This window comes from Streptomyces sp. SA15 (assembly GCF_002291145.1).
Lineage (GTDB): Bacteria > Actinomycetota > Actinomycetes > Streptomycetales > Streptomycetaceae > Streptomyces.
Genome location: NZ_NTGE01000018.1, coordinates 47,614 through 61,755 on the forward strand (window position 1 = coordinate 47,614; position 14,142 = coordinate 61,755).

12 protein-coding genes and 1 pseudogene are annotated in these 14,142 nt (G+C 73.3%); 8 read left to right on the forward strand and 5 right to left on the reverse strand.

Translation table 11 applies throughout. From position 1 onward, the window contains the following. The first annotated feature begins 167 nt into the window (after nucleotides 1-167). From CLM62_RS03355 to CLM62_RS03370, 4 genes are all read left to right on the forward strand, one after another. The gene (locus CLM62_RS03355) at nucleotides 168-1,586 is read left to right on the forward strand and encodes a HEAT repeat domain-containing protein (RefSeq protein WP_095748373.1); all 1,419 of its coding nucleotides are present in this window, start codon (nucleotides 168-170) and stop codon (nucleotides 1,584-1,586) included. A 201-nt stretch (nucleotides 1,587-1,787) separates the two neighbouring features. Further along, nucleotides 1,788-2,921: a glycosyltransferase family 1 protein gene (locus CLM62_RS03360; RefSeq protein WP_095748374.1), complete on the forward strand. Its 1,134-nt coding sequence runs from the start codon at nucleotides 1,788-1,790 to the stop codon at nucleotides 2,919-2,921. Next, nucleotides 2,918-4,081, forward strand: a complete 1,164-nt coding sequence (locus CLM62_RS03365) for a glycosyltransferase (protein ID WP_095748375.1) — start codon at nucleotides 2,918-2,920, stop codon at nucleotides 4,079-4,081. The genes CLM62_RS03360 and CLM62_RS03365 overlap by 4 nt, the downstream gene beginning before the upstream one ends. Continuing rightward, complete coding sequence (locus CLM62_RS03370) at nucleotides 4,078-4,929, forward strand: SGNH/GDSL hydrolase family protein (protein WP_095748376.1); 852 nt, start codon at nucleotides 4,078-4,080, stop codon at nucleotides 4,927-4,929. Before CLM62_RS03365 ends, CLM62_RS03370 begins: the two co-directional genes overlap by 4 nt. A 115-nt stretch (nucleotides 4,930-5,044) precedes the next feature. Here the strand turns inward: CLM62_RS03370 and CLM62_RS03375 are convergent, their stop codons facing one another. The 5 genes from CLM62_RS03375 to CLM62_RS03395 form a co-directional block, all read right to left on the reverse strand. Beyond that, nucleotides 5,045-5,914 carry a biotin-dependent carboxyltransferase family protein gene (locus CLM62_RS03375; protein ID WP_095748377.1) on the reverse strand — a complete coding sequence of 290 codons (870 nt, stop codon included), beginning with the start codon at nucleotides 5,912-5,914 and terminating at the stop codon, nucleotides 5,045-5,047. Further along, nucleotides 5,911-6,549 carry a 5-oxoprolinase subunit PxpB gene (gene pxpB, locus CLM62_RS03380; protein ID WP_095748378.1) on the reverse strand — a complete coding sequence of 213 codons (639 nt, stop codon included), beginning with the start codon at nucleotides 6,547-6,549 and terminating at the stop codon, nucleotides 5,911-5,913. Before pxpB ends, CLM62_RS03375 begins: the two co-directional genes overlap by 4 nt. Continuing rightward, a complete protein-coding gene (locus CLM62_RS03385; RefSeq protein ID WP_095748379.1) occupies nucleotides 6,546-7,304 on the reverse strand; it encodes a LamB/YcsF family protein in 759 nt (252 codons plus the stop codon). Before CLM62_RS03385 ends, pxpB begins: the two co-directional genes overlap by 4 nt. A 65-nt stretch (nucleotides 7,305-7,369) precedes the next feature. Then, entirely contained in the window at nucleotides 7,370-8,191 is an 822-nt protein-coding gene (locus CLM62_RS03390) for a putative hydro-lyase (protein ID WP_095748380.1), read from the reverse strand. After that, a complete protein-coding gene (locus CLM62_RS03395) occupies nucleotides 8,188-9,489 on the reverse strand; it encodes an MFS transporter (protein WP_095748381.1) in 1,302 nt (433 codons plus the stop codon). The genes CLM62_RS03390 and CLM62_RS03395 overlap by 4 nt, the downstream gene beginning before the upstream one ends. A 173-nt stretch (nucleotides 9,490-9,662) precedes the next feature. On the opposite strand from CLM62_RS03395, the gene CLM62_RS03400 reads away from it, so the two are divergent. The 4 genes and pseudogenes from CLM62_RS03400 to CLM62_RS03415 all read left to right on the forward strand — a co-directional run. After that, complete coding sequence (locus CLM62_RS03400) at nucleotides 9,663-10,358, forward strand: GntR family transcriptional regulator (protein ID WP_095748382.1); 696 nt, start codon at nucleotides 9,663-9,665, stop codon at nucleotides 10,356-10,358. A gap of 91 nt (nucleotides 10,359-10,449) precedes the next feature. After that, nucleotides 10,450-11,976, forward strand: a complete 1,527-nt coding sequence (locus tag CLM62_RS03405; protein WP_095748383.1) for a hypothetical protein — start codon at nucleotides 10,450-10,452, stop codon at nucleotides 11,974-11,976. Between the two features lie 46 nt (nucleotides 11,977-12,022). Continuing rightward, nucleotides 12,023-12,901 (forward strand): hypothetical protein, encoded by an 879-nt coding sequence (locus CLM62_RS03410; RefSeq protein ID WP_095748384.1) that lies wholly within the window; start codon nucleotides 12,023-12,025, stop codon nucleotides 12,899-12,901. A gap of 39 nt (nucleotides 12,902-12,940) precedes the next feature. Next, nucleotides 12,941-14,142, forward strand: a pseudogene (locus CLM62_RS03415) (hypothetical protein); the annotation flags it as partial.

Consider the following 14,142-nt stretch of genomic DNA (forward strand, 5'->3'; position numbering starts at 1 on the left):
GATGCCGCACCGCGCGGACCGTGAAACGGTCCGCATGGGCCACCGACGAGAGGCAGAGGAAGATGGCTTACAGCAAGCAGGAAACGGCGGGCGCCCCGACGTGTTGTCACGCGGCCAGGTAAGGCACGTCCCCGGTTGCGTCGACGCTTGATGTGAGGCTGTTTCCCATGTTCGATCCGGTCATAGCGCCCAGCGGTACGCTGCTCGGCCTGCTCCAGCGGGGCCGCGGCGACGGCACTCTGCACGCGCTCACCGCCCCGCGCGCCGAAGCGCTCGCGGCACTCGACCACTGCGTGCTGCGCGACCCCCGCCACGACTGGCAGGTGGAGAACCGCTCCCTGTACTACGCCCGTCTCTACCTCGACCTGAACGGCGAGCTGGACGAGATCGAGGCGCACCTCTTCGACGTCGAGGACGCCCTCGACACCGAGGAGTCACGCACCGGGCTGGCCCTCGCCGTCCTCGGCCACCTCGCCTCCTACGGCAGGCGCGACGCGCTCGAACTGCTGCGTCGGTACGCCGCCCACGGCTCCAACTGGGCCTGGGCCCTGGACGAACTGGCGCTGCGCGACGACGACGCCGGACTGCGTGCCCTCGCGGCGCCCGTCCTGGCGCGCTTCTCCACCGACCCCGAGGGGGAGGCCGAACTGGCCGCCGCCGTGCGTGACGCCTTCGAACCGAGGCCCTGGCGGTTGTGGGCGGAGGATCCGCGCGAATCCATCGCCACGCGCGTGCGCGCCGCTCAGGAGACCGGCTGTTTCGACCGCTGGCAGCGGCAGATGCGTCCGAGCGGACCCCGTCCGGGGTGGAGCGTGCAGGCCGTCTTCGAGTGGGCCCAACAGGGCCTCGAACGCGGCGCCGCGCTCCACGTCCCCGCCGCCCGCTGCCTCACCGCCGTCGCGGGCCCCGAGGACCGGCCGGAAATCGTCCAGGCCGCCAAGGACGGCTCCGACGGCGCCCGCTGCACCGCCCTGCGCTATCTCGCCGACAGCAACGATCCGGACGCCCTCGACCTGATCGAGGTCGCCGTCGCCACCGGCTCGGCGGCCGTCGTGGAAGCCGCCCTGGACGCCTTCGAGCGCATGCGCAGTGTCGCCGCCGTCGACCGGGCACGCGGCTGGGCCCGCCGGCCCGATCCTCTCGGCGCCGCCGCCGGACGCATGCTCGCCTGCCGGGGCGGAGCGCAGGACAGCGAGCACGTCCTCACGGCGCTCCGGGAGGCCGTACGGGGAGAGGGCCCCGACGCGCCGACCCTGTGGACCCTCGTCGACGGCACCGGACGGCTCGGCATCGCCTGCGCGGCCCCCGTACTGCGCCATGTCTACCGCGAGACGGCCTCGTCCCATCTGCGCGGCCGGGCCGCCCGAGCCCTCGCCGCCACCGACCCCTCCTTCGCCACCGGGTTCGCCATCGAGTGCCTGTGGGACTGCGAGGAGACCACTCGCGAGATCGCCGCCCGGCACGCCGAGACCGGAGACGCCCGGGTCGTGGAGCGGCTGCGCCGACTCGCCGCCGATCCGGCCGAGGAGGCCGAGGTCCAGACAGCCGTACGCAGCCGGATCGGACCGGACGCGGCAGCCATGTGAATCCGGTCTCCCGCAGCGCCCGCCTGATGAACGTGCCGGGGTCGGATCCGCCCGTTGGGTGAACTCGGGGTGACCCGCGGGTCAGTCGGGCATGGACACCGTCTGACCTGCTCGGGTGTGCAGCGGAACGCTCACGGGACGTTCCCCCTTCGGAAAGATCCACGTTGACGCGGCCACGTCCGGTACGGCGACAACACGGGTATGCGTGTCGTCATCGTGACCGAATCCTTTCCCCCCGATGTGAACGGCGTGGCCCACTGCGCGCTCCAGACCGCCCGGCACCTCGTAGATCGCGGTCACTCTCCGCTCGTCGTCGCGCCGGCCACCGCGGCCGGTACCGGGCAGCCCGACGCTTCGGCGCCGTGCCCCGTCGTCCGTGTCCCCTCCCTACCGCTCCCGGGCTACCCCCAGGTCCGCGTCGCCCTCCCCAGCCGACGCGTCGCCGCGGCCATCACCGAGCACCGTGCCGACATCGTCCACCTGGCCAGCCCCTTCATCCTCGGCGTCCGCGGCATGGCCGCGGCCGCCCGGCTCGGCGTCCCCGCCGTGGCCGTCTACCAGACCGACCTCGCCGGATACGCCCGCACCTACGTGCACGCGGGCGAGGCCGCCGCCTGGCGGCGCATACGCTCCGTCCACACGGCCGCCGACATCACCCTCGCGCCGTCCAGCGCGGCCCTGCACGACCTGGAGTCACACGGCGTGCCCCGGGTGAAGCTCTGGCCGCGGGGCGTGGACACCGTGCGCTTCCGGCCCGACCTGCGGGACGAGGCACTGCGCCGCGAGCTCGCCCCGAACGGCGAGCTGATCGTCGGCTACGTCGGCCGGCTCGCCCCCGAGAAGCAGGTCGAGCTCCTGTCCGGGGTGTGCGGCCTGGACGGCGTCCGGGTCGTGGTCGTCGGCGACGGGCCGAGCCGGCCCAACCTGGACCAGGCGCTGCCGGGCGCGGTCTTCCTGGGCCGCCGCACCGGCGACGAACTCGCCCGGATCTTCGCCTCCCTGGACGTCTTCGCGCACACCGGCCCCTTCGAGACCTTCTGCCAGACCGTGCAGGAGGCCATGGCGAGCGGCGTGCCCGTCGTCGCTCCCGCCGTCGGCGGCCCCCTGGACCTGGTCGCGCACGGGCACACCGGCTTCCTGGTCCCGCCGCGCGACGCGGACGCCGTACGGGACGCGGTGCGGTCCCTGGCCGCCGACCCCGCCCTGCGCACCGCGTACGGCGCCGCCGCGCGCGCGACGGTCGAAGGACGCACCTGGGCGGCCGTCGGCGACCAGCTGATCGGGCACTACGCGAACGTGCTCGCCGCGCGCAGGACGGCGGTGGTGGCGGCATGACCGGGCAGTCGCTGCGGATCGTACGGCTGGCGAACTTCGTCGCGCCCGCGTCCGGTGGTCTGCGCACCGCGCTGCGTGAACTCGGCAAGGGCTTCAAGGCGTCGGGGCACGAACCCGTGCTCATCGTGCCCGGTGAGCACGCGAGCGACCGTGAGACCGAGCAGGGACGGGTGATCACCCTGCCCGGCCCTGTGCTGCCCGGCACCGGCGGGTACCGCGTGCTCACCGACAAGCGGCGCGTGGCCCGGCTCCTGGAGGAGCTGGCCCCGGACCGCCTGGAGGTCTCCGACCGGACGACGCTCAGGTGGACCGGCAAGTGGGCGCGGCGCGCCCGGGTCCCCGCCGTGATGGTCTCCCACGAGACCGCCGACGGAGTGCTGCGCACCTGGGGCCTGTCGGAGGGGGCGGCACGGCGCGCCGCCGACGCCCTCAACATCCGTACGGCACACACCTACTCACGGGTGGTGTGCACCACGGAGTTCGCCGAGCGGGAGTTCGTGCGGATCGGCGCGCGCAATGTCGTCCGCGCGCCGCTGGGCGTCGACCTGGTGCAGCGGCATCCGGCGCTGCGCGATTCCGGGCTGCGGGCCCGGCACGCGCGCGTGGATGAGTCGCTGCTGGTGATGTGCACCCGGCTGTCCGTGGAGAAGCGGCCCGGCACCGGACTGGACGCCCTGGAGGCGCTGGTACGGCGGGGGCGGCGGGCGGTGCTCGTGGTGGCCGGGGACGGGCCGCTGCGGTCGCGGCTCGAACAGCGGGCGCGGGAGCGCGGGCTGCCGGTGACCTTCCTCGGGCACGTCTCCGACCGCGGGTTGCTGGGCTCGCTCCAGGCGTCCGCCGACGTGTGCCTGGCGCCGGGTCCCGCCGAGACGTTCGGGCTCGCCGCGCTGGAGGCGATGGCCTGCGGCACGCCCGTGGCGGTCAGCGCCTCGTCCGCGCTGCCGGAGGTGATCGGCTCCGCCGGGGCCGTTGCCGCCGACCACGGGAGCGCCTTCGCGGACGCCGTGGAGATGCTGCTCGAACGGCCCCTGGAGGAGCGGCGGGAAGCCGCACGCGCGCGTGCGGCGTGTTTCGGGTGGGACACGGCGGTGGACGCGTTCCTCGCGGCGCACGACGCGGCGGCTCCCGTACGGCCCTTTGTGCCCGGGGGCGTGGGATGAGACCGCTGCGTTTCGTGGCTCTGGGCGACTCGCTGACCGAAGGTGTGGGTGATCCCGTCGGCGACGGGTGGCGCGGCTGGGCCGCGCTGCTCGCCGGCGGGCTCGCCGACGAACCGGCGCACTTCACCAACCTCGCGGTGAGCGGGTCGCAGACCCATGACGTGCTGGAGCGGCAGCTGCCCGCCGCGCTGGCGCTGCGGCCCGACGTCGTCTCCGTCGTCGTCGGCGTCAACGACACCCTGCGCTGCACCTTCGACATCCATGCCGTGGCCGCCCGCCTCGACTCGGTGTACGCCGCCTTCGCCGAGCAGGGCGCGGTCCTGCTCACCGCCTGTCTGCCGGACCCCGGCGCGATGCTCGGGCTGCCCGGCGCCCTGGCCCGCCCGCTGGCCCGGCGGCAGCGGGCGGTCAACGCCGTGGTGCACGCCCTGTCCGACCGGTACGGGGCCTTGCATCTGCACGCCTGTGAGGGCGCGTGGCTCACGGACCGTGCGATGTGGAGTGCGGACCGGCTGCATCCCGGCGAGCGGGGGCACCGGCAGCTGGCCGTGCGCTTCCACGCGCTGCTGGCGGAGCACGGCCTCGCGACGGGGAAGGCCCCCTCGTCCGAGCCCGAGTTCCCCGCGCCCACCCGCTCGGCGAGCCTGTGGTGGCTGGCCACCGCGGGTACCGGCTGGGTGGCCCGCCGGTGCACCGACCTGCTGCCCCAGCTCCTGACCCTCGCCGCCGACGAGATACGGCACCGCGCGCGCGGGACGAGCGCCCGGCTCGACCTGCGGACGGCCCACGCGGTGTCGGCGGCACTGGCGGCGCTGTCGGTGGGGGAGCAGCAGCCGGACGCGGCGTAAGCGCTCCGCTGGGAGAGCCGTGCAATGCCGGTGCCTCATCTGCGGGTGTATGAGGGCTGGGCGCGCCCACGCGGCGGAGCCGCACATCGATACAGCCCCGCGCCCCTTCGCGGCGTCAGCGGCGGTGTACGGCCATGAAGCGGACCGGCGTTCCCGGCACCGCCTGGGCGGCGGCCGGGAGGTCGGCTGTGCGGACCACCGCGATCACCGGGTAGCCCCCGGTGGTCGGGTGGTCGGCGAGGAAGACCACCGGTCTGCCGTCCGGGGGGACCTGGACCGCGCCCAGCACCATGCCCTCGCTGGGGAGTTCGCCGGACAGGGCCCGCTCCAGGGCGGGCCCCTCCGTGCGCAGTCCGATGCGGTTGCTCATGGGGGACACCCGGTATGTGCGCGAGGTGAGGGTCCGTACGGCCTCCGGCGTGAACCAGTCGTGGCGCGGGCCCGGCGTCACGCGCAGGACGAGTTCGGCCGGGGGCGCCGGCTGCGGGCCGACGTCCACGGGCGCGTGGAGGCCGTCCGGGCTCCCCAGGGGCAGCACCGATCCGTCCGTGAGCGGTGCCGGCCCCAGGCCGGACAGGAGGTCCGTGGAGCGGCTGCCGAGGACCGGCTCGACGGCGATGCCGCCGGAGACGGCCACATAGCCGCGTACTCCGGAGACGGCCGCTCCGACGTCCAGGAGCGCGCCGGCGGGCACCCGCACCGGCGCGCCCCAGGCGGCCGGGCGTCCGTCCACCCTGACCGGGCAGGGCGCGCCCGCCACGGCCACGGTGACCGTCGAACGGGGCCGCACCGCACAGCCGTTGAGCGTGGTCTCCAGGACGGCGGCCTCGGGCCGGTTGCCGACCAGCCGGTTGACGAGAGCCGCCGCCGGGCCGTCCAGTGCCCCGGAGCGGGGCACACCGAGGTGGGCGTGCCCGGGACGCCCCAGGTCCTGCACAGTGGTCAACGCCCCCGCGCGTACGACGGAGAGCGCGCGGTCCGTCATGCGGCACTCACCGGTCCCCCAGGGCTTTCCACGGGGACGAAGCGCACGCGCGTGCCCGGTGACAACAGGGCGGCGGGCACGCGCGCGTGGTCCCACAGCACGGCGTCCGTGGTGCCGATCAGCTGCCAGCCGCCCGGCGACGAGCGGGGGTACACGCCCGTGTACGGACCCGCCAGCGCCACCGAACCGGCGGGGACGGCCGTCCGCGGAGTGGCCCGGCGCGGGACGTCGTAGCGCGGCGGCAGGCCGGTCAGGTAGCCGAAGCCGGGGGCGAACCCGCAGAAGGCGACGGTGAATTCGGTGGCCGCGTGGATGCGGGCCACCTCCTGTTCCGGCACTCCCCAGTGGGCTGCGACCTCGGCCAGGTCGGGGCCGTCGTAGCGCACCGGCAGCTCGATCGCGTCCCGCGCGCGTGGGGGAGCGGGCGGCACCTCGGAGGCGGCCAGCTCGGACGCCAGGCGGGCCGGATCGTCGAGGCCGTCGAGGAGGACCGTGCGGGCCGCGGGGACGATCTCGCGGACCGTCAGCGAGCCCTCCGCGCGGCGCCGCACCAGTTCGGCGTGCAGGGCCTGGGCCTCCTCGCCCGAGGCAACTTCGACGAGCAGGGCGCCGTCACCGACGGGCAGCGCCCTCATGCGAAGGCCTCCACCCGGACACCGGAGGTCTCCAGCCGTTCCCGGACCCGGCGGGCCAGGTCGACCGCGCCCGGTGTGTCGCCGTGCAGGCACAGGGAACGCGCGCGTACCTCGATGCGCGCCCCGGAGTGGGAGGTGACCTGACCGAGGCGGGCGAGGCTCACCGACCGTTCGACGACGGCCTCCGGGTCGGTGACCACGGCGCCGTCCCGGCCGCGCGGCACGAGCGTGCCCTCCTCGGTGTACGCGCGGTCCGCGAACGCCTCCGTGACGGCCGGCAGGCCCGCCTTCTCGGCGAGTTCCAGCAGACGTGAGCCGGGCAGCCCGAGCACGGGCAGCGTGGCGTCGGCGAGGAGCACCCCGTCGACGACCGCGCCGGCCTGCTCCGCGTCGTGCACGACCCGGTTGTAGAGCGCGCCGTGCGGCTTGACGTACGACACGCGCGAGCCCGCCGCGCGCGCGAACACCTCCAGGGCGCCGATCTGGTAGGCCACCTCGGCCGCCAGTTCGGCGGGCGGCACGTCCATCGCGCGCCGCCCGAACCCCGCCAGGTCCCGGTAGGAGACCTGGGCGCCGATCCGTACCCCGCGCCCGGCCGCCAGCTCGCACACCCGCCGCATGGTGGTCGCGTCCCCGGCGTGGAAGCCGCAGGCCACGTTGGCGCTGGTGACGACGGTCAGCAGCTGCTCGTCGTCGGTCAGCCGCCAGCGGCCGAAGCCCTCGCCGAGGTCGGCGTTGAGATCGATGGAGGTCATGGATCCGCGGGTCTCCCGGTCTTCCAGCAGAGTCTTCTGTCGGGGTCTTCTGTCAGGGTCTTCTGTCAGGCCACGCGGTACTGCTCGTCGCGGGCGTCCGTGATGAACATCTGTCCCGGGGCGTGGGTGAGGGCGAACGGCGGGCGCGAGGCCATCACCGCGGCCTGCGGGGTCACACCGCAGGCCCAGAACACCGGGATGTCGTCCGGCTCGGCGTCCACCGGGTCGCCGAAGTCGGGGCGGCCGAGATCGTCGATGCCGAGGCCCTCCGGCGGCCCGCAGTGTACGGGGTCGCCGTGCACCTCGGGCATCAGCCGGCTTTCCCTGATCGCCGTCTCCAGGTGCGTGGGCGGCACCGGACGCATCGAGACCACCAGGGGGCCGTGCAACCGTTCCGCGGGGCGGCACTGGCGGCTGGTGACGTACATGGGGACGTTGCTCCCCTGCTCGATGTGGCGCATGGGAACGCCGGCCTCGGACAGCGCCCACTCGAAGGTGAAGCTGCAGCCGATCAGGACGGACACCAGGTCGTCCCGCCAGTGGGCGAGCACATCCGTGGGCTCGTCCACCAACTCTCCGTCCCGCCACACCCGGTAGCGCGGCAGATCGGTGCGCAGATCCGCACCGGGAGCCAGGGCAGTGGTCCAGGAACCGGCGTCGGTCACGTCGAGGACCGGGCAGGCCTTCTTGTTGCGGAAGCAGAACACCAGCACGTCGTACGCCCAGTCGCGCGGCACCGAGAGCAGGTTCGCCTGTGTGTGGCCCGCCGCGACCCCGGCAGTGGGGCCCGTCAGGCCGGCCCGGAAGCGGATCCGGGCCTCTTCCGGGCTCCACGCGTGCGCGTGCTCGTCGACGACGGCCACGGGACGGTCTTCCGTGCGGTTCACGCCAGCTCCTTCCCGCGCGTCTCCGGCAGCCCGAGGAGCGCCAGGGCGGCGATCCCGTAACCGATCGCGCCGAAGACCAGCGCGCCGCCCACGCCCCAGCTGTCGGCCAGGAAGCCGACGGTGGTGGGGAAGACGGCGCCCACGGCGCGGCCGGTGTTGTACGTGAAGCCCTGTCCGGTGCCCCGCACCGCCGTCGGGTACAGCTCGCTCAGGAAGGACCCGAAGCCGCTGAAGATCGCCGACATGCAGAAGCCGAGCGGGAAACCGAGCACCAGGAGCAGGGTGTTGGCGCCGCTCGGGATGTTCGCGTACGCCAGGATGCAGAGCGCCGACAGCAGCGCGAAGAGCCAGATGTTGCGCCGGCGGCCGAGTCGGTCGGTGAGGTAGCCGCCGGTCAGATAGCCGAGGAAGGCCCCCGAGATCAGGAACGTCAGGTAGCCGCCGGTGCCGACGACCGACAGGTCGCGTTCGGTCTTGAGGTAGGTCGGCACCCAGGTGGCGAGGGTGTAGTAGCCGCCCTGGACGCCGGTGGAGAGCAGGACCGCGAAGACCGTCGTCCGCAGCAGGCCGGGTTTGAAGATCGCCGTGAACGAGCCCTTGTCGGAACTCCGCTCGCGGACCGCGACCGCCTCGGGGGCGTCCTGCACCCGGCGCCGCATCCAGATGACCAGCAGCGCGGGCAGCGCGCCGGTCCAGAACATCACCCGCCAGGCCAGGTCGTCACCGAGGAGCGAGAAGACCAGCGTGTACATGATCACGGCCAGCGCCCAGCCCACGGCCCAGGAGCTCTGGATCGCGCCGAGCGTACGGCCCCGGTGCTTCGCGCTCGCGTACTCGGCGACCAGGATCGCGCCGACCGCCCACTCGCCGCCGAAACCGAGGCCCTGGAGGGCGCGGAAGACCAGCAGCGTCTCGTAGTTGGGCGCGAAACCGCAGGCGACCGTGAAGACCGCATAGGTGATCACCGTGATCATCAGCGCCTTGACCCGGCCGACGCGGTCCGCGAGCACGCCCGCGAGGGCGCCGCCGATCGCGGAGACCACCAGCGTGACGGTGGTGAAGAGGCCGGTCTGGCCGCTGTCCAGGCCGAAGTAGGCGGCCAGCGCGACCATGCTCAGCGGCAGCGTGAAGTAGTCGTACGAGTCCAGGGCATAGCCGCCGAAGGCGCCCGCGAAGGCGCGGCGGCCGCGCGGGCCGAGGGCGCGCAGCCAGCCCAACGCCCCGTCGTCGGCGGGGCGTTCATCCAGGGGTGGGCGTGTGTCGGTGGACAGGGCCTGCGGTGGAGGGGTCGTGCTCATGGGCACCTCGCAGAGGGAGGACGGAGGGTGCTTGAGGAACTGAGCCGTGCCGTGCGGAAGCCGTCGGCGCCGTGGTGAGCGGGCGACGCCGTTCGTAGCAAGGTAGAGGATCGTTGAACGATCCCTCAATACCCATGTTGTTTCGTTCTTGTATCTGCGATTGAATTCCGGGCATGGCAGAGCAGCTGACGGGACTGGCCGACGACCGAGCCCTCCTGGGCCGCACCAGCACGGCCGAACGGGTCTCGGACATCCTCAGGAGCCGCATCGCCGAGGGGTACTTCCCGCCCGGGACACGGCTGTCGGAGGACAGCATCGGCGGCGCGCTCGGCGTCTCCCGCAACACACTGCGCGAGGCGTTCCGGCTGCTCACCCATGAACGCCTGCTCGTCCACGAGCTGAACCGGGGCGTCTTCGTCCGGGTCCTGACCGTCGAGGACGTCGAGGACATCTACCGCACGCGCGGCCTCGTCGAGTGCGCCGTCGTACGGGGTCTCGGTGAACCGCCGTACGTCCTGGACGGCCTTGCCGAGGCCGTGGCCGAAGGACAGCGGGCGACGCGCGAAGGTGACTGGAAAGCGCTGGGCACGGCCAATATCCACTTCCACCGGGAACTGGTCGCGCTCGCGGGGAGCGGCCGCACCGACGAGCTGATGCGCAGCGTCTTCGCCGAACTGCGCCTCGCTTTTCACGTCGTGGACGAGCCGCGCCGGCTGCACGAGCCGTACCTGGCGCGCAACCAGCAGATCCTGCAGGCACTGCAGGCGGGGGACAAGCAGGAGGCCGAGAAACTGCTCGCGGTATACCTCGACGACTCGCTGGAGCGCGTGGTCGAGGTGTACCGGCGGCGGGTCGGCGAGGAAGGCTAGAGGCTCCGCCGCACAGGTGTGACAACCGTGACGCCGGGGGGTTTCTGCGTCGTTTGGGTCGTTGTCAGACCGAGGACCTAGTCTGTGCACCGTGACTTCGCCTGCATCGACGGACAGTGTTCCGCCCCAGCTCAGCGCGGGGCCGCGCCCCGCTCCGGGCCCGGCCGCCGACGAGGGACTGGCGCGGCGGCTGCGCGCGCTCGCCTGCACCGCGCCGCTGCACGACCTCGACGCCCGCAAGGCCAACCTCGCGGGCGAGTACTCGGTGTACGGCATGGCGGAGGTGGCGCTCGCCGCCATCGACCTGGTCACGCTGAACATGGACTTCGACACCGGCGCCGACCACGACCAGATCGTCGCCCGGCTCATCCCGCGCATCGCCGCCCAGGCCCCGCAGCGGCCCGTCGCCGAGCATGAGCGCGTGGCCCGCTGGGTCCTGGAGAACCTCATCAACGTCGGCAGCGTGGACCGCGGCTTCCGGGCCGTATACGGCACGTTCGCGCCGGACGGCACCTATGTGCGCCGTGACTACGACTTCAAGCTGATCGAGGAGGTGCCCGGCCCCGGCGGCAGCGTCTACCTCCGTACGACGGACGAGGCGGTCAACGTCCTGGTCGGCGCCCTCGACACCGACGTCACCAGCGCGCAGATCGCCGCCGAGGTCAAGCTGGAGGTGCTGATCAGCCGCGGCCGCCTAGCGGACGCCCAGCTGGCCGCCGAACAGGCCCGGTACCGCACCGTCCAGTACTCCGAGACGCTGCGCAGGGCATTGGACGCGACCCGGCGCAACGTCCGGGCCGTGGACTGGCTCACCACCGTGCCCGACATGATCGCCGAGGCCCTCGACCACGTCGCCGACCGCTACCGCCACGAGAACGCGATCCTGACCAACATCCGCAAGGCACGCGACGAGTCCGAGGACCCCGAGCACAAGCGGCGTGCCGCCGAGCTGGTGGACATCGTGAAGGACTGCATCCGGCGGCACACGCAGTTGCAGTCCCGGCTCCTGGAAGCGGGCCCGCTCTTCCGCGCCGAGCAGGACCGGCAGGCCTTCGCGACGCCCATGACCACATCGGGGACAGACCTGTACGGCCATCTGCTCGCGCCGGTCCTGCCGTTGCCGTTGGAGCAGGCGGTCAGGGTCACCGACGCGTTCTTCGCGCGCGGGACCGGATTGCGTACGCCGGTGTCGGTGCGGGTGGGCGACCTCGTCGACCTACTGCTGACACCGCCCGTGGAGCGGGAGCATCTGGGCGCGGAGATGCCCGAGCCGGACCTCATCGCCACGCCGGACGACAGCCGGTTCAGTGAGGAACAGTTGGCGGCCGCCACGGAGTTGCTGGATCTGCCGGCGGATGCGCCGCGGCGGTTGTCGGGGCTGCTGGCTCAGGCGCGGCGGCGGGATCCCGATCTGCCTTATCTGGTGGCCCTGTTGGCGGTGCACGCGGCTAGTCCGCCGGTCGGTACGGCCTATCGGCAGGGCGAGGAGAAGCTGCTGTTCGCCGTGGACGACGGGACGGAGCTGGACGACCCCGAGTTCGGTGGGGCCGATCTGATCGTGGGGACGGCTCTGTTGGACGCGGCGGGGATGGCGGCGGACAGGACAGAGGCGGCGTAGGCGTGAGGTACCTCTTCATGAACCATCTCAGCAAGGAGCCCCGACCGTGACCGAGCACGTCGACCTCAGTGAGCCGGAGGCCGCCGCCGCGCCGGTGAGCAGTGCCGTCACCCCCGCCGACGCCGCCGACGCGGCGCGGCTCGTCGCCTTCGGCCTGCAGCCCAAATTGCAGCCCGCCCGCGACCAGGAGTACACGGAGCTGCTGCGGCGCTACCGCGAGGACCCGCCGTTCGCACGGCTCGCCGACGCCGTGGCAGCCGGGCTCGGGCTGGTCGTGCTGGAGGTCTCCCCGCGCGCGGGGATGGCCGTGACCGCCGCCGAGGACTCGGTGTTCGCCGTCCGCATGGGCGACTACGCGCGCCGCACGTCCGCCGACTCGGGGGACCGCTTCCTGCACGGGCTGGCGCATCTCGCCGTCGCCGCCATGGCGTTCCCGCGGCCCGAGGACCTCGCCGACGACGGGTACATCGGGCGCGTCTCGGTCAACGGCGTCGACGCCTTCGTACGCCAGGCCTGCCGCCGCCTGGAGGAGCGCGCCGAGGCGCAGGGCGAGAACACCGACCCGGCGACCGACGCGCCCGGCCTGGAGAGCGCCTGGCGGATCTGGGTCAGACGCAGCGCGACCGGCGCCACCAAGGACGCGCGCCGGCTCGCCGGTTCGACGACCGGCATCGTCGGCAAGGCCGTCGCCTTCCTCACCGATTCGGGATTCCTGCAGCGGACCGGGGACGACAACGGCGGCACCTACCGGACCACGGCCCGATATCAGCTCCAGGTGCGTGACATGGCGGGCAGTGCCGCCATGGCCGAGCTGCTGGAACTGGGCGTCGTCCCGGTCACCGACGGGACGCCGACCCTGCTCCCCGCGGAGGACACCGACGACCTGGACCTGGTGGCCGACGCCGGACTGCCGTTCCACTCCTGACCCCACCGCACCTTCTCCGAAGACCTACGAGAGTCCGCCATGTACGAGCTGTCCCGCGTCCGCCTCTACTCCATCGGGCCCGCCGGTGCGCGCTACGCCGACACCGTGCTCGACCTGCGGGGCGTGGGCGAGCCCGTGCCCGACCCCGCGCCCACCCAGGCGGAGTTCTTCGAGGAGGAGCCGGTCGGCCCGCCGCGCCGGCCCGCCCCCGCGGGCGTGCTCTTCCTGGAGAACGGCGGCGGCAAGTCCGTCCTCCTGAAGCTGATCTTCTCCGTGATGCTGCCCGGCCACCGGAACACGCTCGGCGGTGCCAGCTCCGGTGTGCTGCGCAAGTTCCTGCTCGCGGACGACTGCGGGCACGTGGCGCTGGAGTGGCAGCACGTGCAGACCGGCGAGTGCGTCGTCGTCGGCAAGGTCAGCGAGTGGCGGGGGCGCCAGGTCTCCAACGACCCGCGGAAGTTCGCCGAGGCCTGGTACTCCTTCCGCCCCGGGCCAGGGCTGACCCTGGACAGTCTGCCGGTGGCCGAGTCCACCGCCGTACGGCCGCCCGCCGAGGGGCAGTCGGGCGCCCAGGGCCGCCGGCGCACCATGAAGGGCTTCCGGGACGCCCTCACCGAGGCGGGCAAGGCATATCCGCACCTTGAGGTGCACTGGGAGGAGATCCACGACCGCTGGATCGAGCACCTCGGCGACCTCGCCCTCGACCCCGAACTCTTCCGCTACCAGCGGGAGATGAACGCCGACGAGGGCGAGGCCGCCGGCCTCTTCGCGGTCAAGAAGGACTCCGACTTCACCGACCTGCTGCTGCGCGCCGTGACGGACACGCGCGACACCGACGGGCTCGCCGACCTGGTCAGCGGTTTCGGCAACAAGCTGGGGCGGCGCGCCGAGCTGATCGCCGAACGGGACTTCACCGCAGGGTCGGTCGACCTGCTCGGGCGGATCGTCGAGGCCGCCGAGGCCCGCTCCCGCGCGCGTGACATCCACACCGGGGCCGAACGCCGCACGCGGACCCTGGCGCGCCGGCTGTCCGCGCGGGGAGCCCAGGAACGGGTGCGAGCCGCCGATCTCGCCCAGCGGGTCACCGCCGCCGCGTACGCCGTCACGCACGCCGAGGCGGCACGGGAGCGCAGCGCGCTGATCGCCGCCGAACTTGCCTACCGGCACGCCTCGCTGGCGCTCGCCGCCGCCGAGAAGTCCGCCGCAGCACAAAAGCGCGAGCTCGCCGACGCGCGCACGCT

What these genes read in the sequence shown, in the direction of transcription:
- CLM62_RS03360 (WP_095748374.1), top strand. Translation starts at nt 1,788, where the DNA reads ATGCGTGTCGTCATCGTGACCGAATCCTTTCCCCCCGATGTGAACGGC.
- CLM62_RS03400 (WP_095748382.1), top strand. Translation starts at nt 9,663, where the DNA reads ATGGCAGAGCAGCTGACGGGACTGGCCGACGACCGAGCCCTCCTGGGC.
- CLM62_RS03355 (WP_095748373.1), top strand. Translation starts at nt 168, where the DNA reads ATGTTCGATCCGGTCATAGCGCCCAGCGGTACGCTGCTCGGCCTGCTC.
- CLM62_RS03365 (WP_095748375.1), top strand. Translation starts at nt 2,918, where the DNA reads ATGACCGGGCAGTCGCTGCGGATCGTACGGCTGGCGAACTTCGTCGCG.
- CLM62_RS03370 (WP_095748376.1), top strand. Translation starts at nt 4,078, where the DNA reads ATGAGACCGCTGCGTTTCGTGGCTCTGGGCGACTCGCTGACCGAAGGT.
- CLM62_RS03375 (WP_095748377.1), bottom strand. Translation starts at nt 5,914, where the DNA reads ATGACGGACCGCGCGCTCTCCGTCGTACGCGCGGGGGCGTTGACCACT.
- CLM62_RS03395 (WP_095748381.1), bottom strand. Translation starts at nt 9,489, where the DNA reads ATGAGCACGACCCCTCCACCGCAGGCCCTGTCCACCGACACACGCCCA.
- pxpB (WP_095748378.1), bottom strand. Translation starts at nt 6,549, where the DNA reads ATGAGGGCGCTGCCCGTCGGTGACGGCGCCCTGCTCGTCGAAGTTGCC.
- CLM62_RS03385 (WP_095748379.1), bottom strand. Translation starts at nt 7,304, where the DNA reads ATGACCTCCATCGATCTCAACGCCGACCTCGGCGAGGGCTTCGGCCGC.